Source organism: Porticoccus sp. (assembly GCF_041592135.1).
Lineage (GTDB): Bacteria > Pseudomonadota > Gammaproteobacteria > Pseudomonadales > Porticoccaceae > Porticoccus.
Genome location: NZ_JBFHQR010000035.1, coordinates 1 through 18933, shown reverse-complemented (window position 1 = coordinate 18933; position 18933 = coordinate 1). Strand labels below are relative to the sequence as shown.

The 18933-nt window shown below is 58.8% G+C and carries 18 protein-coding genes; 3 read left to right on the top strand and 15 right to left on the bottom strand.

What is annotated here, in order from left to right; genetic code table 11:
* From ABY948_RS05285 to ABY948_RS05235, 11 genes are all read right to left on the bottom strand, one after another.
* On the bottom strand, positions 1-813 hold an 813-nt coding region (locus tag ABY948_RS05285), incomplete at its 3' end, for a DEAD/DEAH box helicase (protein ID WP_461481469.1).
* A 2-nt stretch (positions 814-815) separates the two neighbouring features.
* Complete coding sequence (locus tag ABY948_RS05280) at positions 816-1964, bottom strand: 1-acyl-sn-glycerol-3-phosphate acyltransferase (protein WP_461481468.1); 1149 nt, start codon at positions 1962-1964, stop codon at positions 816-818.
* Between the two features lie 58 nt (positions 1965-2022).
* Positions 2023-3039 (bottom strand): aspartate carbamoyltransferase, encoded by a 1017-nt coding sequence (locus ABY948_RS05275; protein WP_461481470.1) that lies wholly within the window; start codon positions 3037-3039, stop codon positions 2023-2025.
* A gap of 73 nt (positions 3040-3112) precedes the next feature.
* Complete coding sequence (gene sbcB, locus ABY948_RS05270; RefSeq protein ID WP_461481467.1) at positions 3113-4531, bottom strand: exodeoxyribonuclease I; 1419 nt, start codon at positions 4529-4531, stop codon at positions 3113-3115.
* Positions 4532-4628: 97 nt separating this feature from the next.
* On the bottom strand, positions 4629-5579 hold the full coding sequence (locus ABY948_RS05265) for an OmpA family protein (protein WP_461481466.1): 951 nt from the start codon (positions 5577-5579) through the stop codon (positions 4629-4631).
* 276 nt (positions 5580-5855) lie between these two features.
* Complete coding sequence (locus tag ABY948_RS05260; protein ID WP_461481465.1) at positions 5856-7370, bottom strand: fumarate hydratase; 1515 nt, start codon at positions 7368-7370, stop codon at positions 5856-5858.
* 50 nt (positions 7371-7420) lie between these two features.
* The gene (locus ABY948_RS05255; RefSeq protein WP_461481464.1) at positions 7421-8206 is read right to left on the bottom strand and encodes a hypothetical protein; all 786 of its coding nucleotides are present in this window, start codon (positions 8204-8206) and stop codon (positions 7421-7423) included.
* A 128-nt stretch (positions 8207-8334) separates the two neighbouring features.
* Complete coding sequence (locus ABY948_RS05250) at positions 8335-8979, bottom strand: urate hydroxylase PuuD (RefSeq protein WP_461481463.1); 645 nt, start codon at positions 8977-8979, stop codon at positions 8335-8337.
* 233 nt (positions 8980-9212) lie between these two features.
* A complete protein-coding gene (gene groL / locus ABY948_RS05245; RefSeq protein ID WP_461481462.1) occupies positions 9213-10859 on the bottom strand; it encodes a chaperonin GroEL in 1647 nt (548 codons plus the stop codon).
* A 54-nt stretch (positions 10860-10913) separates the two neighbouring features.
* Positions 10914-11207, bottom strand: a complete 294-nt coding sequence (locus tag ABY948_RS05240; protein WP_461481461.1) for a co-chaperone GroES — start codon at positions 11205-11207, stop codon at positions 10914-10916.
* Positions 11208-11336: 129 nt separating this feature from the next.
* On the bottom strand, positions 11337-11807 hold the full coding sequence (locus ABY948_RS05235) for an FxsA family protein (protein ID WP_461481460.1): 471 nt from the start codon (positions 11805-11807) through the stop codon (positions 11337-11339).
* Between the two features lie 120 nt (positions 11808-11927).
* Here ABY948_RS05235 and ABY948_RS05230 point away from each other — a divergent pair, with 120 nt between their 5' ends.
* Positions 11928-12236, top strand: coding sequence for an MGMT family protein (locus ABY948_RS05230; protein ID WP_461481459.1), 309 nt, complete (start codon positions 11928-11930; stop codon positions 12234-12236).
* Here the strand turns inward: ABY948_RS05230 and ABY948_RS05225 are convergent.
* Positions 12194-13567 (bottom strand): AmpG family muropeptide MFS transporter, encoded by a 1374-nt coding sequence (locus tag ABY948_RS05225; RefSeq protein WP_461481458.1) that lies wholly within the window; start codon positions 13565-13567, stop codon positions 12194-12196. The genes ABY948_RS05230 and ABY948_RS05225 overlap by 43 nt on opposite strands.
* Before the next feature lie 266 nt (positions 13568-13833).
* On the opposite strand from ABY948_RS05225, the gene ABY948_RS05220 reads away from it, so the two are divergent.
* On the top strand, positions 13834-14718 hold the full coding sequence (locus ABY948_RS05220) for an ABC transporter ATP-binding protein (RefSeq protein WP_461481457.1): 885 nt from the start codon (positions 13834-13836) through the stop codon (positions 14716-14718).
* 4 nt (positions 14719-14722) lie between these two features.
* A complete protein-coding gene (locus ABY948_RS05215) occupies positions 14723-15742 on the top strand; it encodes an ABC transporter permease (protein WP_461481456.1) in 1020 nt (339 codons plus the stop codon).
* A gap of 41 nt (positions 15743-15783) precedes the next feature.
* Here ABY948_RS05215 and ampE read toward each other — a convergent pair whose 3' ends face one another.
* From ampE to ABY948_RS05200, 3 genes are all read right to left on the bottom strand, one after another.
* Positions 15784-16620, bottom strand: coding sequence for a regulatory signaling modulator protein AmpE (gene ampE, locus ABY948_RS05210; protein ID WP_461481455.1), 837 nt, complete (start codon positions 16618-16620; stop codon positions 15784-15786).
* 1 nt (position 16621) lies between these two features.
* Positions 16622-17200 (bottom strand): 1,6-anhydro-N-acetylmuramyl-L-alanine amidase AmpD, encoded by a 579-nt coding sequence (gene ampD / locus ABY948_RS05205; protein ID WP_461481454.1) that lies wholly within the window; start codon positions 17198-17200, stop codon positions 16622-16624.
* A 95-nt stretch (positions 17201-17295) separates the two neighbouring features.
* A partial coding sequence (locus tag ABY948_RS05200; RefSeq protein ID WP_461481453.1) for a DUF1631 family protein occupies positions 17296-18933 on the bottom strand: 1638 nt, incomplete at its 5' end.

Below are 18933 nucleotides of genomic sequence, written 5' to 3'. Positions count from 1 at the left end.
CTCGTCGTATGCGTCCTTCAACATGTCGCGCCCGTTACCGACCTGGAGCGCGGTGCCGTACCGGCTGATCCCGACCTGCTTGCGCTCCTCAAGATCGGCCATCACCAGATCCTGGTTGGCGACAATGCACTCCGCCTCATCCAATTCGTCGCGGGCATTGAAAAAACAGCACTGCCGAATCAAGCGGCAGCGCCGCCCGGTGCACTGGCGGCGATCCACTGTCAGCGGGCGCCAGTCGTGGTCCTCCAGGGATTCGGACCAGCTGTCCCGGTCTCCTGGCCAGCTTCCGGCCTGCAGCGCCTGGTCCATGGCCCGGTAACTGGCGATGAGATTGGCGGTGGGGTTAAAGCTGACTTCATCCTCGAACAGGAACAGGCCGCTGTCCCTGGCCGTTGCGCTATCCAGGCACTGCTCCAAACGCACCGGGCACAGATAGCGGCCGCGACCCTTGGCCAGGGCAATGCGATAATCCCAGCCGGTGCTCGCCAGCAAATTCGGAATGTCGCGGTTAACCAACTGCTCTTGCAGCGCCACGGTGCCGGTGGCAATCACCACCCGCTTGCCCCGGGCCCGGGCGATGGGCAGCGCCGCCAACAGATAGGAGAGGGTCTTGCCGGTGCCGGTGCCGGCTTCCACCACGGCGATGGGGTTGCCCGCCAGTCGCCGGCCTTCGGCATCGCTTTCAATGGCCGCCAGGCAGTTGGCGATGGCGGCAATCATCTGCCTTTGCCCCAACCGCGGGCGCAGCCCATTGGCTTCCAGAAAGGTCCGGTAGCCCTGCTGAATCTGATCTCTCAGCTCGGCTTCCAGCACCGTCAGCCGAGACCCAGTCTGAGCTTGCTGCGCACCGGGTTGGCGTACATATTGAGGACGATACTGCGATGGGCCTCGGGCATGGCGTTGATGCGCGCCTCAAAGGCCCGGGTCTTTTTCTGCCAGTCACACTGCATCTGCGCTTTCCAGCTCGCCAGCTGCGGCTGATCGCCCTCGAGCTTCTGGAAGGCGATGATGTTGGTGGGGTGCAGGCGGTAGTTGCCGATGATCTGCCGGTCCACGTTCTCAGCCATCTCCTCGGGGGTCTCAATACCCTGCTCCAGGGGCTCGCCAAATGCCACGTGAACCGCGCCCTTGCGCCCGACAATTCCCTGGTAGATGCTCAGCAAGTCCTCGTGTTCCTCTTTTTGATAGGCTCCGGCCGTCTGCTTGGCGTGCAGCTCCCGGCCCTTGGCCGCGTCGAGGGGGTCCAGTTCGTAGGAGATGGCCACCGGCACCACCTTCAACTCACGGATGGCCTCGGCAAAGGTTTGCTCCCTGGCTTTGCTCAGGGACAACATTTTCAGCAGGGCTTTTTCCGTTTTGTCGATCCCGTCCTTGGCGCGCCCCTCGCGCTGGGCAATCCACACCGGGGCCTGTTCTTGCAGCAGGGAAAACCGGATGTAGCGCGACAGTTGCAGCAGCGCGGCGAGCTTATCCCGGCGCCCCTCTACCGAGCGCTTGACGATAAAGCTCTTGTTGATGCGTATCAGGTCCGCGGCAAAGTCCTTGGTCAGCAGGTTGTCGCCGATGGCGATGCGCACCGTATCGCAACCATTGCGGTAGAGCACGAAATTGACAAAGGCCGGGTCCATGGCGATATCGCGATGGTTGCTCATAAACAGATAGGCGCTGTCGGGATCCAGCTTGTCCAGGCCGGAGACCGTCAGGTTGCAGTCGATTTTCTGCAGCAGGTTGCCCATGCTGACACCGACCGCTTCCTGAAAATCCCGCACACAGTGGATTTTCGCAAAGGTCTGACGCAATACCCGGGCAATCAGCGGGCGCATCAGCCAGGGAGCAAGGTGCCCCATCAAGGGGTACTTGATGGACATCAGGGTATCAATAAACTCGCGACTGGCGGCCAGGCGGTCGAGTACGCCCGGGACTTCGGCATCGTAGTAGGGACGGATATCGTCAAATTCACTCATAGTGGTCGTATGACTAACTCTTGTTGTTATGGACAGGCAACCGCAAGGCGGTTCAGTGTTACGCCGGCTGACGGGGATTGTACCAGCGCACTTCCGTGGCATATTTCTCAATCGACCGGGTGACATCGAGAATCATGGCAAACAGCGCCATGCGCACCAGCAGGCCGTTGTCGGTCTGGCGGAAAATGGCCAGATTCGGATTGCTGTCCAGATCGCTGTCGAGCTCATTGGCCTCGGCCCGGGAATCCCGCGGCAGTGGGTGCATGATCACCGTATTGGGTTCGCAATGGGAGGTGTAAATGGCCTGATTGAGGCGGAAGCGGCCGCGGTACAAGTCCGCCTCGTCCTTGCTGGAAAAGCGCTCTTCCTGAATCCGGGTGGAATAGACAATGTCCACGTGGGAAATACTGGATTCGAGGCGCTCGGACTCTTCCACGCGGACACCGGCGGCGCACATATCCTCCACCAGTTCCCTGGGCATGGCCAGTTCCAGCGGGGACACCAGTTGTACGGACACCTGCTTGAACAGCATCAACAGCTTGCACAGGGAGTGCACCGTGCGGCCGTGTTTCAGGTCACCGATCATGGCAATGCGCAGGCCGTCGAGCTGGCGGCCGTGGCCCTTCAGTTCCTTCTCGATGGTGTAGAGATCCAGCAGCGCCTGGCTGGGGTGTTCATTACTGCCGTCGCCACCGTTGATCACCGGCACCCGGCTGGCACTGGCGAAGTCGGCCACTGAACCGGACTGGGGATGGCGCATACAGATGATATCGCTGAAGCCGGACAGCACCCTGGCGGTATCCTGCAGGGATTCGCCCTTGGCCAGCGCGGAGGCCTCAAACCCAACGGTTTCACGCACCTCGCCGCCGAGCAGGTTGAAGGCGCTGCCAAAGCTGATACGGGTGCGGGTACTGGCCTCGAAGAACATGTTGCCGAGAATGGCACCTTCCAGCACGCGGGTGACCTTGCGGCGCTGGGCATAGGGCTCCATGCCGTCGGCAACCCGGAAAATACGGTCGATGTCTCCGCGCTCAAACTGACTGATGGAAAGAATACTGCTGCCCTTGAATTCCACAATGCCCCCACGGATGGCCAACCAAGCGCTGCATTTTAGCGAGTTTGCCGAATGCGAACCAGCGGCCCCGCCACTATAAAATCTGGTCGCCCCATTCCTGCAGCGCATGGAGCAGTGCGCGATCCCGCTCGCTGACATCGGCCTTGCCCAGCAACTGGTCGATCTCGGCGTGGTAGGCCTCCAGGCAGAGGTAACCGCTGGCCGGACTGGTGAGGCGGTGAAAGCGCCGCTCTTCCCACAGGTGCAGCTCCTCCTCGCTCAGGGTTTGCGGATAATTCCTGGCCCGGTAGAGCAACAGCAGCTGCTGATAGCGCTCATCGCGGAAGTGAAAGCTGTCCGCCGCCAGTTCAGCCGGGCTGGCAGCCCGCACCTCGGACAGCAACAGCCGGTCGCCATCGCCGAGAAAGCCATCGTAGAGACGGCGCTCCACATCATCTGTTTTCTCGAACATCTGTCCGGCAAAGACCTGGGCCAGCTTGGCCGAGAGATCGTGCCCCAGCAACAACTGGCGGTTGCGCTCGCAACGCTGCAGGTCGATACCGAGCCGTTCAGCGGCTGGCGCGTCCAGCAATTTGGCGGTGGCCACCACCGGACAGCGGTTGATCTGCACATTTTTCAGCGGCAACCGCTCGATCCCCTCGGGCAGGTCCTCCGCCCGGGTGAACAGCCGCTCGCGTATCTGCTCCGGGGCGAGGTCGAGCAGGGCGCCGGCGTCACCCAACAGGTTAAAACAGATAATGGCATTGCTGTTTGATGGGTGCTTGGCCAGAGGCAACATCAGGGCGGTATAGCCATTGTCCCGGGGCAATTTGCCGGACACATGCAGAAAAGGCGTTTGCCGCTGCAGATCGATCAAGCCCGCCACCTTGTGTTTCAAACGATGTTCATAAATGTACTGGTACAGTTTCGGCTGTTTCTCCCGCACCAGGCGGGCCATGGCGATGGTCGCCATCACATCCGACAGGGCATCGTGAGCCGACTCGTGAACGAGGCCGTTGGCCAGGGTCAGCTGTTCCAGCTTGAAACAGGGGGAACCGTCCTCGTAATTGGGCCACTCGATGCCGTCCGGCCGCAATGCCCTGGCCAGCCTGACCATATCGATGATGTCCCAGCGGGAATTGCCGTGCTTCCACTCCCGCTCATAGGGATCGTAGAAATTGCGGTAGAGTGCGTAGCGGGTGACCTCGTCGTCAAAGCGGATGCTGTTGTAACCCACCCCACAGGTACCGGGCCGGGACAGCTCCCGGTGAATCTGTTCGATAAAAGCCGGCTCCAACACGCCCTGCTCCCGGGCCTTTTGCGGGGTAATCCCCGTGACAAGGCACGCCATGGGCGAGGGCAAACGGTCGGTTGGCGGCTGGCAGTACAGGGAGAGCGGAGCGCCGATGACATTGAGGTTTTCGTCGGTGCGCACTCCGGCAAACTGCGAGGGGCAATCCCGGGAGGGATCCGTGCCAAAGGATTCGTAGTCGTGCCAATAAAGGGTATTCACCTGCTCCCAGCTCCCGTTCCCGTGGATCGTTCAACAAAAAAAACGGCGCCCAAGGACGCCGTTTTGATGTTGTGCAAGTTTGCACAATCCGGTCAGATTACTCTGCCACTTCAGTGTAGCTCATCTCGCCCACTACGCGGCGGTTGCGAGCGCGACCTTCGTCAGTGTTGTTGTCCGCGATCGGACGGCTTTCACCGTAACCTTCGGTGCTGATGCGGCTCGGGTCAATACCGTACTCTTCAACGATTCTGGCTTTAACCGCTGCAGCGCGACGGGCGGACAGGTCCTGGTTATAGCTGTCGGAACCTTTGGAGTCGGTGTGGCCTTCGAGCACCAGGGTAATGTCATCGTGAACTTTCATGGCATTGGCAACGGCTTGCAGTTCATCGCCGTAGATGGCGCGGACAACGGCCTTGTCGAATTCAAACTCGACGTTCAGGCGCACGGTAATGGAACGGGTTTCCGGCGGCGGGGCAGGCATTTCAGGCTCACGAGGCGCCACCGGCTGTTCCACAACGGGGGCTGCCGGCTCATTGAAGTAATAGTTCAAGGCGAAATTCACCGAACCGTCATTGATACCGCCGTGACCTTCACGTACCTTGTGAGCCAAACGAGCATCACCGCGGAACTCTAACTGGTCAGTCAACATCTTGGAAAGGCCCAGACCTGCCTGCACCTGCCAAGTGTACTCTTCGTCTTTCTGCAAATTATTTTCGCCATCGCGGTCATAGTAGCTAACACCGGAAACGACGTAAGGGCGCCAACCGCCGTTGTCCTCACCCAACCAGAAGTAGGCATTGATTTGCGCCACTTCCAGGTCATCACCGGCCACATCGTGGCCATAACTGGCTTCCAGTGCCCAGTCATTGAAAAAACGGTAACCGACGTTCAAGCCCAGAACACCCGCCTCATCATGTCCACTGACAACGCGCTCGCTATCCAGGTAGTAATAACCCAGCGATGGGCCGAGATACAAACCTTCCTGAGCGAACACTGACGCCGACATGGCCAGCACGGATACACCAATAACAGCAGCAAGCTTTTTCATAAACTTCCCCATTCCTTAATTTCAATTTAAAAACAGGCAACCTTGCCTGCACAGTAAAAACAGTGGCTGTAATGATAATACACCCGCTTTATTTTTTCCTCATCCGGAAGAACTTTTTAATAAAATAAAGGTCGTCTTTTCAAAAAAGTGGCTTCCATTCTTCAAGTAGTCTCGACAAAGGAGAGCCAACTTATCCTTTTGGCATAACCCATAAGTCTAGTTCAAAAAAAAGCCGGGGCTGTTTGCCCCGGCCTTGGTCATTCCAGGGGAAAGGGCTCAGATGGCGAGCTTGCGCTCCTCAATCTTCGCCTGCCAGACTTTCGGTCCGGTCTGGTGCACCGATTCACCCCTGGTATCCACCGCCACAGTGACCGGCATATCGACGATCTCGAACTCGTAGATCGCCTCCATGCCCAGGTCTTCAAAAGCCACTATTTTGGCGCTGGTGATCGCCTTGGAAACCAGGTAGGCCGAACCGCCCACCGCCATCAGGTACACAGCCTGGTTGTCGCGAATGGCCTCAATTGCGGTGGGACCTCGCTCAGCCTTGCCGATCATGCCGATCAGGCCGGTTTGTTCGAGCATGGTGCGGGTAAATTTGTCCATGCGGGTGGCGGTGGTGGGGCCGGCGGGACCGACCACCTCTTCGCGCACCGGATCAACCGGCCCAACGTAGTAAATAAAGCGACCGGTCAGATCCACCGGCAGTTTTTCACCCTTGGCCAGCATATCCACCATGCGCTTGTGGGCGGCGTCGCGACCGGTGAGCATCTTGCCGGACAACAGCAGGGTTTCACCGGTCTTCCAGTCCTTGATGTCCTCGCTGGTCACCGTGTCCAGGTTGACCCGGCGCACGCTGTCGCCCACTTCCCAGGCAATTTCCGGCCAGTCCTCGATGCTCGGCGGCACCTGTTTGGCCGGGCCACTGCCGTCCAGTTTGAAATGGGTATGGCGGGTGGCGGCACAGTTCGGAATCATCGCCACCGCCTTGTTGGCCGCGTGGGCGGGGAAGTCCTTTACCTTGATATCCAGTACGGTGGTCAAACCGCCGAGGCCCTGGGCGCCGATACCCAGTGCATTCACCTTGTCAAACAGCTCCAGGCGCAGCTCTTCGGCGCGGTTGGACGCACCGCGGGCCTGCAGTTCGTGAATGTCGATGGGCTCCATCAGCGATTCCTTGGCCAGCAGCATGGCTTTTTCGGCTGTGCCGCCGATACCGATACCGAGCATGCCCGGCGGACACCAACCGGCACCCATTTTCGGCACCTGCTCCAGCACCCACTCCACCACGGAGTCAGACGGGTTGAGCATGGCGAATTTTGACTTGGCTTCGGAGCCGCCGCCCTTGGCGGCCACATCAATCTCCACGGTATCGCCGGGCACGATTTCGTAGTTGATCACCGCCGGGGTATTGTCTCCGGTATTCTTGCGGGCACCGTCCGGGTCCGCCAGCACGGAGGCGCGCAGCACGTTGTCGGGGTGGGTGTAGGCGCGGCGCACGCCCTCATTGATCATATCGGTGACGCTCATGTCACCTTCCCACTGCACGTTCATGCCGACTTTGACGAACACGTTGACGATGCCGGTGTCCTGACAGATCGGGCGGTGCCCCATGGCGCACATGCGCGAGTTGATCAGAATCTGCGCCATGGCGTCCTTGGCGGCCTGGGATTCTTCCCGCTCATAGGCCTCGTTGACCGCTTGGATAAAATCCACCGGGTGGAAATAGGAAATAAATTGCAGCGCATCGGCAACGCTTTCAATCAGGTCATTTTGTCGAATTACAGTCATTTCACACTCTCACAACACTTTAATTACACAGACACGCTATCACTCAGGGATTAACCGGGCGGCCCACCCAGCTGCTGCTTGATCAATTGCAGGTCGCGATTGATTTGCAGGCGGTAGGCATCAATCGCCCTGATGGCCTCTTCGTTTACCGCGATGCGGCCATTTATATTCTGCTGGGAATCCTTGAGGCTTTTTTCCACGCGATTGAGTCGATCGGCCATGTCCTGTACCTGGCTGACCATATCATTCACTTCCAGCTTGGCCGCCAGCGCCGCGCTGGCGGCGGTTTCCACTGACTTGCTGGCATTGCCCACCTTGCTGTCGAGCGCCGCGATCTCTTTTTTGCGCGCCGACATCGAAGTCTGCAATTCCTTGATCACCTTATCCTGGCCAGCCAGGGACTTGCCCTGTTCTTCAATGGTCTTGCGATTCTTGTCGTAGGCCACGCCCCATAATTTCTTGATCTCTGACCACTGCTCATCAATGCTCTTTTGATGATCCTTGAGCTTGATGGACAGCGCCGCACCCGACTGATTCAACGATTCATCGGTGGACACGATCTTGGCTTCCAGATCATTGAAACGGGTTTGCAACGCCTCAAAATGCCGGGTTTGCTCGACCACGAAGTAACCCAGTCCACCGAGTCCCACCAGCAACACCAGCAGCAAAAATTTCCAGAATGTCCCTGCGCCGCCGGACGAACGCGGTTTGGCGGGAGGCTTTTCACGCTTGGGCCGGACATTGTCCGGGCCGCGCTCCCGCCCCTCCCCGCGACCAATGCGGTCATCACTGGTCGGTACGATGGGGTCAAAACGGTTAAAGTCCCTGTCACTCATAATCAATCAAACCTTGAGCAGGCCTCTCGTCAAAAGGTGGTTGGGATAACAGCACGGATATGTGAGGCTGGCATTATACGCCATACATAAAAAAACCGGCCATAAGGCCGGTTTTTCCCGAAAGGGATTTACAGCAGGTAGAGCGAACCGACCAGCACAGCGGTCAGGACCAGGCTGGAAACAATCACACCGCGCACTGTGGTCATCGGACCCTGTTTACCGAACAGCGCGTTGGCTTCGAGAACCAAGACAATGGCAACGGCCAGATACAGACCGGCACCACCGCCATTGGCGGATGTCAGGTGGTCGGCGCTGTAACCCAGGTGCGGAGAGGCCAGCATGAAATAGGCCATCGGCGCGGAGAACAGTGTATTGGTGCGCGACGCCAGCAGTGCCTTGGCACCGGCGGCGGGGCCATTGCCCTCTTTCATACCCAGGGCAACCTGTTGGGCCGGCCAGATCACCAGCCAGACATTCAAAAACATCAGGGTACCCAACAGGGCGCCGACTTCGATGAATTCGTTCATAACGTGCTGCTTGCCGACACCCGCCAGCAGGATAACACCGGTGATGAAGGTGAACATGGCGCCCCAGCGGAACCACCAGAGGGCACTGGGTGCCAGTTTGGCCTTCGCATCAGCCAACGCTTCAGGGGTGGCCTGTTTGAAGTAGCCACCCTGCACGAAGTTGAAATAGTAGAGCATACCGATCCAGGTAATACCGAACAGCAGGTGGCCCCACCGGGCCAGGAAGTTGATAAATTCAAGTGACATATGTATCTCCTTAGCAGCTAGATGCTAGTTTGTTGGGTTTTGTGACGTTCTAGTTGTTATATCCGCTGCCATCTTCGCCAGCGATTCCCCTTTCAGCAACAACCCGCTACAACCCTAGGGAACAAAGGGTTATAGGAGGTTCTTCCTTACAGGCAATTTTGTCATAAAGTTCCGGCAAATAAAAAGCCCCGCTTGGCGGGGCTTTTCAGGGTACACACAGCGGTGGACAGCCGTTACATCATACCGCCCATACCGCCCATGCCACCCATGCCGCCCATACCGCCCATATCACCTGCGTTATCTGACGGTGAATCCGCCACCATCGCTTCGGTGGTGATCATCAAACCGGCAATGGAACCCGCCGCCTGCAATGCGGTGCGCGTCACCTTGGCCGGGTCGAGGATACCCATGGCGATCATGTCACCGTAGACGCTGGTTCCGGCGTTGTAGCCGAAGTTGCCCTCGCCGGCCTTGACCTTGTCGACAACCACAGAGCCTTCTTCACCCGCGTTGGTGACGATCTGGCGCAGCGGGGCTTCCATGGCGCGGCGCGCCAGGTTAATACCAACTGTCTGGTCGTCGTTGTCACCGGTCAGACCTTCGATGGCCTGCAGTGCGCGGATCAGGGCGACACCGCCACCGGGGACGACACCTTCTTCAACCGCAGCGCGGGTGGCGTGCAAGGCATCTTCCACACGGGCTTTCTTCTCTTTCATTTCCACTTCAGTAGCCGCGCCGACCTTGATCACGGCAACACCGCCAGCCAGTTTGGCTACGCGCTCTTGCAGTTTCTCACGGTCGTAGTCAGAGGAAGTCTCTTCGATCTGGGCGCGAATCTGGTTGACGCGGGACTGGATCGCACTGTGGTCGCCAGCGCCGTCAACGATAATGGTGTTCTCTTTGGAAAGGGTCACGCGCTTGGCCGTACCCAGGTGGTCCAGGGTGGCGGACTCGAGGTCCATGCCCACTTCCTCGGAAATCACGGTACCACCGGTCAGCACCGCGATATCTTCCAGCATTGCCTTGCGGCGATCGCCAAAACCGGGGGCCTTACAGGCGGCGACCTTGACGATGCCGCGCAGGTTGTTGACCACCAGGGTCGCCAGCGCTTCGCCTTCCACGTCCTCGGCGACGATCACCAGCGGCTTGCCGGACTTGGCCACGCTTTCCAGCAGCGGCAACAGCTCGCGGATGTTGGAGATTTTCTTATCGTAGAGGAGGATGAACGGGGACTCGTGCTCGACGCTCATGCTCTCCTGATTGTTGATGAAGTAGGGGGACAGGTAACCGCGATCAAACTGCATACCTTCGACGATATCCAGTTCATTTTCCAGGCCGGAGCCCTCTTCAACGGTGATGACACCTTCCTTGCCCACTTTGTCCATGGCTTCGGCGATGATATCACCCACGTGGACATCACTGTTGGCGGAAATGGTGCCAACTTGAGCAATTTCTTTACTGTTTGTGCAGGGCTTGGCGAGTTTGGCGATTTCGGCCACTGCCGCCGTCACAGCTTTATCAATACCGCGCTTCAGGTCCATCGGGTTCATGCCCGCCGCGACAGATTTCAACCCTTCGTTGACAATCGACTGGGCCAACACGGTCGCGGTGGTGGTGCCATCACCGGCCTCGTCGGAAGCCTTGGAGGCCACTTCCTTGACCATTTGCGCGCCCATATTCTGGAACTTGTCCTTCAGTTCAATTTCCTTGGCAACGGATACACCGTCTTTGGTCACAGTTGGCGCGCCAAAGGATTTATCCAGAACCACGTTGCGACCTTTCGGGCCGAGGGTAATTTTTACAGCATCGGCCAGAATATTAACGCCTTCCAGCATCGGTTTGCGGGCGCTATCACCAAACATTACGTCTTTTGCTGACATGACTTACCTTCCTTAAACAATTCGTTGACGGGACTGACTCTGTTATTCGGGCTCTCAGCCGTCGATAACGGCTTTAATGTCGCCTTCGCTGAGAATAACCAGTTCCTGGCCATCCACCTCGATGGTATCGCTGCCGGCATATTTGCCGAACACCACGACATCACCCACTTTGACGTCCACCGGACGCACTTCGCCGTTATCCAGCACACGGCCGATACCGACGGCAACCACTTCTCCCTGATTCGGTTTTTCCTTGGCTGACCCGGGCAGCAGAATACCGCCAGCGGTCTTCTCTTCCTCTTCCTTGCGACGAACCACGACACGATCGTGTAAGGGACGAATTTTCATTGTCATTTCTCCAACTAGTATGGTCTACCTATTTAAATTGTTCGGATGTACCGAGCTGAGCCTTATGTGGAGGCTTCCCAATGTATTTCAAGGGGTCGGACCAAAAAAATTTGCTGTCGGCACAGATTATTATTTGGGCAATCGCTGATCGTCATTATCCCGCCAGCACTCGCCGTCCACCACCTGCCCCTTTTCACCATCCGGACTCTGGCGCGGAGGCTGACCAACATGGTATTCAGCGTAGTTCACCACATCCATCTTCGCCGCCAGCCGGGAAACCAGACGCCGCCGCAGCAGCGGAACAAGCCCCGCGAAGCCTAGCATATCCGTGACGAAACCGGGGGTTAATAACAGCGCGCCACAGACCGCCAGAATCAACCCCTCCGCCACCTCCATGGCCGGCAGTTCTCCGGCATCGAGTTTACTGCGCGCCCGGAACAGGGTGGCAAAGCCCTGCTGACGCAACAGCGACAGCCCCACCACCGCTGTCAGCAGCACCAGGCCGATGGTGGGCAGCGCGCCAATCTGTTGCCCCACCGTAATCAACAGCCACATTTCAACAATGGGCATGACGATAAAGAGCAAGAACAAATATCTCAAGCAAGGATCTCCCGGGTCATGACAACATGATGGGGGCGCCTGCCGTTTATTCAAGCTGTCGCTGGACGAAACAAGTGTATCCTCACTATGATGAACGCTTCAGGGAAAAGGCAAAGAACCATGAAAAGCGAAGTGGAAGTCCTGATATACAGCGTTCTCAGTGCCATCCCGAAAGGCTATGTCACCAGCTACGGTCAGCTGGCCAGTTATGCCCGGCTACCCCGCGGCGCCCGCCTGATCGGCCGGGTTCTCAGCCACTTGCCGGACGACACTACACTGCCCTGGCACCGCGTTTTGCGGGCCAACGGCCAGATCGCCTTCCCCCCCGAGAGTCCCGCCTACCGACGACAAAAACAGTTGCTGGAAATGGAAGGCATCCCGGTGGCTCAGGGCAAGGTGGACCTGAGCGTATTCGGCTGGCACGACTGACCGGTGGAATGGCGCCACAGCAACCAGGACAGGAAAACCGCCGGCAACCCCATCAACGCCGCATAGGCAAAAAATGTCTGGTAGCTGCTGGCATCGACGATCACCCCGGAAAAACCACTAAAAAATTTCCCCGGCAATGTCATCAGCGAGCTGAACAGCGCGTACTGGGTCGCGGTATAGGCCCGGTTGGTCATACTCGACAGATACGCCACGAAAGCGGCGTTGGCAAACCCGCCACTCAGGTTATCGCCACTGATCGCCACCGCCAGCCACACCAGGTCCGGCCCCACACCAGCCAGTTGCACAAACAGCAGGTTGGTCAGTGACACCATGATGGCGCCGGCCAGCAAGGGCCGGAAGATGCCGTAGCGCACCACCAGCAGCCCGCCGAGAAATGAACCGGCCAGGGTCATGAAGAAACCGAACAGCTTGCCGACATTGGCGATGTCCGTTTTACTGAACCCCAGGTCCAGATAGAACGGGTTCGCCATAATCCCCATGGTGATATCACTGAGACGGTACAGGCCGATAAAAGCCAGTATCAACAGCGCCCAGGAACCGTTGCGTCGAAAGAACTCCACGAAGGGCGCCACCACCGCCCCGACAAACCAGGCCTCCAGCCGATGCCAGCGGCCTGGCTGATCCGCATGCAGACGATGTTTCAGTGCTTGCTCCATCACCTCGGTGTTTGCCGGAGCAACGTGTTCCGGCTCGGACACCAGCAACACCGTCACCACCCCCACCAGCATCAACAGGGCCATGACCAGATAGGCGGCATCCCAGCCGGACCAGTCGGCGATATACAGCGCCCCGGCACCGGCCACCAGCATCGCCAGGCGGTAGCCGAAGATATAGCTGGCGGACATGGCCCCCTGAAATTCGTCCACCGCCGATTCGATGCGAAACGCATCGATGGCAATGTCCTGGGTCGAGGCGGAAAACGCCACCAGCATGGCACAGAGGGCCATACTGGTCAGCGACAGCGTCGGGTCGGACAGCACCATCGCCACCAGGCCAACCATCACACCGATCTGCCCGACCAGCATCCAGCTGCGGCGCTGCCCCAGGGCGCGGGTCAACAGCGGCAGTTGCAGGCGATCCACCACCGGCGCCCAGATGACCTTGACGGAGTAGGTAATACCCACCCAGCCGAAAAAGCCGATGGTGCTGCGGCTGATCTCCACATCCCGCAGCCAGGCGGTCAGGGTGGAGAACACCAGCAGCAGTGACAAGCCGGCGGCGAATCCCAAAAACAGCATGGCGACCACCTGTGGCCGGCTGTAGACCCGCAGCGCTTCACCCCAGCTCACCACCCCTTGTTGTACCGCCATATAACCTACTCCAGACAGGGGCATACCCTAACAGATAATTCCGCAGATGCTATACACTAGGCCCGGCTCACACCAGGGCCGGTTCACAGTAAAATTTGACTACCACTGCCGGAGGCTATTTTTGCTTCCAGTTAGACGAAAGGAGCGATGTTTCGTGACGCTAAATGGGCGAGTGACAACACTGGTGGGCAGAAAACTGGAACCAGCCCTTCGGGTTGCGGCTAAAAAAACGCCGGCCATTCAATTAGTGTGAACAGGCCCCACCCATGACCACCATCCTGGAAATACGCAATCTCAGCAAAACCTTTCACCACCTGAAAGCGGTGGACGGGGTGTCATTTGCCATCCCCCAGGGAGCCTGCTTTGGGTTGCTCGGTCCGAACGGTGCCGGGAAGACCACCACGATCGAAATGATTGAGGGCATCACCACACCCAGCGCCGGGGAGATCTTTTACAAGGGCAAACTGCGGGACAAAAGCTTTCTGGAACGGACCGGCATCCAGTTCCAGTCGACCTCGCTGATGGATTACCTGACCGCCCGGGAAGTGCTTGAACTGTTCGGCAACTTCTACCCCCGCCGACTGGCCGTGGAGCAACTGGCGACCCTGTGCCAGCTGGACGATTTTCTCGACACCTACGCCACCCGACTGTCCGGTGGCCAGCGGCAGCGGCTGCTGCTGGCGGTGGCGCTGATCAACGACCCTGAAATTCTCTTTCTGGATGAGCCCACCACCGGTCTCGACCCGCAGTCCCGCCGCCACTTCTGGTCGCTGATCAGCAACATCAAGGCGCGGGGCAAAACGGTTCTGCTCACCACCCACTACATGGAGGAGGCCGAGTTATTGTGCGACCAGCTGGTGATCATGGACAAGGGGCACATTATCGCCGAGGGGTCACCGCAAAGCCTGTTGCGCCAGCATTTCGATTCCAGCTATGTGTGCATCGACCGCGGCGATGTCAATTGTCCGCTGGAGGACCTGCCCTTCGCCGTGGAGCAGCGGGAGGACTGCATCGCCATCGCCGCCACCTCCGTGGAGAAAACCCTCTCCCAGCTGGTGGCGCTGGATATCAACCTGCGCTCACTGCGGGTCAGAAATCCCTCGCTGGACGACCTGTTCCTGAAACTCACCGGCCACCACCTGAGGAGCTGAAGCAATGCAGCGCATACTGTCCCTGTGGATGGCGCGAAACCGGGAATATTACCGGGACAAAGGCTCCCTGTTCTGGTCGTTTATCGCCACCCCTTTTATTGTGATTGTACTGGCCATCGCCTTCTCCTCAGGCAACGAACACCTGTTCAAGGCGGGGCTGCTGGTGGCGGGACAACCGCAAGACCTCACCAATTTGCCGTTTGCCGACGAACCCGCCATCGACCTGATTCAATATCGGGACGCCGACAGCGCCCTGCGGCGGGTGCAATTTCATCAGCTGGACATCCTGCTCACCGCCGGCGAACCCCATCGCTACTGGATCAATCCCGAGTCGGCCAAGGGACGCATCCTCGAAGGACTGCTATTGGCGGGCGACCATCGGGAAGATGAGCGCTGGTTGCGACAGGAAGTGCACGGCCAGAAAATTCGCTATATCGACTGGGTGATACCCGGCGTGCTGGCCATGAACATGATGTTCAGCGGCCTGTGGGGCATCGGCTACGTCATCGTCCGCTACCGCAAAAACGGCGTGTTGAAACGCCTGCAGGCGACGCCCTTGCGGGCCTGGGAATTTCTGTTGTCCCAGGCGCTGTCGCGGCTGGGTATCATGCTTTCGGTAACCGCCATTGTGTTCACCGCCTGCAATCTGTTTATCGATTTCAGGATGGCGGGCAGTTACCTGTTGCTGTTGCTGATCGCTGTGATCGGCAACCTGGCCATTATCAGCATTTCACTGTTGATGGCGGCGCGCACCGCCAGCGAAGAACTGGCCAACGGGCTGCTCAACCTGATCAGTTTTCCGATGTTGCTGTTGTCGGAATTGTGGTTTTCCCTCGACGACGCCCCGCAGTGGCTGCGGGAGGTCTCCCAGCTGCTGCCACTGACTCACCTGGTCAGGGCCGCCCGCGGTGTCATGCTTGAAGGGGCCGGACTCATCGACGTGGCGCCACAATTGCTGGTGCTGGGAATAATGACTATTTTGTGCCTGGCAGTGGCGGGCCTGCTGTTTCGCTGGCATGACTAGTGATCGATAGAAATACGCTTTCGCGGCACTCAGTCCAGCCGTTACAGCAATACCACCAGCACCGCCACCATAAATACCGCAAAGATTAATGTGCGGGTAAACAGCGCCTCGATATCATCCGTCTCAACAGCAGCCTCTTCACCCTTGATACTGGTTTTGGAAGCCGCCAGCGCATAGCTGGCCAGCACCTCGGCACTTGCGGCGGAAGATAACAATGACGCCGTGAAGCGAGCCAGGCAGGCGGGGAAGTTGCCCACCACCGCCAGGGAGATACCCAGCAGGCGGGCTGGCAACCACTCCAAAATCCACAACCAGCGATCGCGAACAGCGGCATCGGGATTATCCCGCAGACTCTGCCGGTGGTAGATCACTGACAAGCGGTATAACAGGGCGCCGGGCGCGCCGCCGAGAATGAACCAGAACATCACCGCGAAATAGCGCTCGAAATAGCGATAGGCGATCATCCCGACAGCCTCCTCGTGGGCCTGCGCTGCGCTCTCCGCTTCCGCCTGCTGGTGATTTTCAGTGAAGGCGGCCATATCGTGGTAAGCCGCCTGCTCGTCACCGCGCCGCAGATCCTCCTGATATTCCGCCACGTCCCGCTCCAGGTCACCGCGCCCCAGGCTGTAGAGAAAAACCAGCAAGCTGAGCAGGAAGAGCGGTATACCCAACCAGCGATCCGTCACCAGCCAGAGGCACCCGGCAAGAACCAGCACCGGCAGAGCCAGCGCCAGAAACTTGACCAGCGGGGGAATACCGGAGAAGAGCTTCCGCAGTTTACCCGTCAGCCCCAGAAACCAGCGGTCGGGCTGCACCGCGGCGAGGGAGCCCAACTGCCGCATCAGCAGGAGGCCGATCACGATCACGATAAATTCCATATCAGCACTCCAGTGTGTTCAGGTAGCGGGGCCAGTCAAACCCCTGGCCCGGGTCGGTTTTGCGGCCGGGGGCAATATCACTGTGGCCCACAATATGCCGCTTGCTGATGGCCGGATAGCGCGCCATCAGCAAGCGGGTAATGTCGGTCAGGGTCTGGTACTGCTGCTCGGTGTAGGCCGTGTCATCCGTACCCTCCAGTTCGATGCCGATGGAAAAATCATTGCAGTTCTCGACCCCGGCAAAACAGGACTGTCCCGCGTGCCAGGCCCGATCGTCAAACGAGACAAACTGCACCAACTCGCCACCGCGCTCAATCAGCAGATGGGCGGACACCCGCAGATCCGCGATCTCCCGGAAATAGGGGTGTGCCGACACATCGAGGCAGTTGGTAAAAAAATCGCAGATGCTGGTGCCGCCAAACTGGCCGGGGGGCAGGCTGATATTGTGGATCACCAACAATGACACCTCGGCCTGGGCGGGCCGCTGGTTATGGTTGGGAGAAGGTCGCCGCGCCACCCCCTCCAGCCAGCCCTGTTGGTCAATTATCAGACAATTAATGGCACGGGCCCCCGCCGTCATCGATTCAATGAAAATACTAGGAGAGCGCGGCGGGGTTGTCTATCGACACCGGGGCGGCGCAGCCGGGAGAAAACCAGACAGGTCGGCACAAACGGTTAGTGCAGAGAGCGGTTTTGACACATGTCATCGACCACGCCCTGCAGGGCCTGATCAAACAAGCGCGACTTGTCGAGCATCCGCAACTTGTCATCCTTGAGCTCCCGGGCAACCCGCTTGCGATTCTTTTCGCCCACCTTGGCGCCCTGGCGGTTCACAAACACAAACTTGCCCGCCGGCAATATCACCCCCGCCACCTTGCAGCGCCTGCGGGCCGGTTCCACATCGGCCAGCTCCACCCAGACCCCACGGGACAGGCTGTCGGCGCGGCGCAGAAACTGCTCCTCGATATCGTCATCATCGTCGTCATCCAGATCCCCCGGGTTGCCGGGAATATCCGTTCTCAATATCTGCACGTAGACCTCTTCCAGGGGATTTGCCGAAATACCGTGCAACAGCGCACTATCCTCCACCCGGTTGCTGGCAACAGCCTCTCCGGAAAAATACTGTTCCATGGCCCCCATCAGCCGCCCCAGATCATAGGCATCGAAGGCAATGGCCTGCAGACTCTGGCGGATCGCGTCCAGCACCGTCTTCACCGCGGTCTGCTGGCGATCGCCGAGTCGCACCAGCTCCAGCAGTCGATCCAGCAATTGCACACTCTGCTGCCATTCCGGCGAGTCAAAGCCCGATCGCAGATGGTTCAGAAACAGCACCTTGCACCAGGCATCCTCGGCAAAGTTCATCACAAAACGCGGCAACGTCTTGCCCTGAACCCGCTCCATCAACACCTTCAGCACCGCCTGGTGAGCCTGGTTAATTTTCTCGGCAGCGGTTACTTCTTCCATCAGCCGTTGTTCGAGAACCGCTACCCGACGCCGCTCCTTCTCCACCAGGTCAATGAAGTTCAGCAACAACTGGGTAAGCGCCACGTTATCCCGACGGGATTCATTGCACAGCTCAGCGACGACACCGGAAATGGCCCTGGCCACCGGATCATCGGTCGGACCGACATCATCCACATAGCCGATCGCCGCCTCGGCAATTTCATTCAGCAGCCGTCGTGCGGGATGTTTTTCCCGGTCAAAAAAGGTGGCATCGCGCAGGGCAATCTGCAAAATCGGCAGTTCCAGTTTGCGCAGTTCTTCGGCAATTTCCGCAGAGGCTATGGTCTGGGTATTGACCCGGACGAAGAGCCGGTCGAGCAGGTCGATCACGCCCCGCTCCGTACCACCCAGATTGCAACCCTGCTGGGACAGATGCTGCTCCACCAGCTCCAGCAGGCCCCCGGCGGATTCGCGCTCGTCATGCGCAGCTGTGGCCCAGTCCTGCTGTAGGTCCCCCACCACGGATGACAACTGCTCTGCGCCAACGCGCTCGCCCGGTGCGGCACCGCTCTCATCCTGAGCAGTCCCCCGGGACTCCCATTGCAACAGGGTTTTCAACTGGGAAATAAACTGGCCATAGCGGGTGGGACTCTCACGACCAGAGCCCACACCGCGATCAGTATTGGCTGACCACTGACCACCGCCCACTGCGGCCGCCGCCGGTTCACTCGCGCGGGATACCGAATCGGGCGGCCTTATCGGTGCTTCCGGTGACTTCTCTACCCTGGCCTTTCGCGTTTGTTCCAGGTCGGGAAGGATACCCATCTCCCGAAAACGACGATTGCTCTCCACCAGAAAATCTTTCAGCGG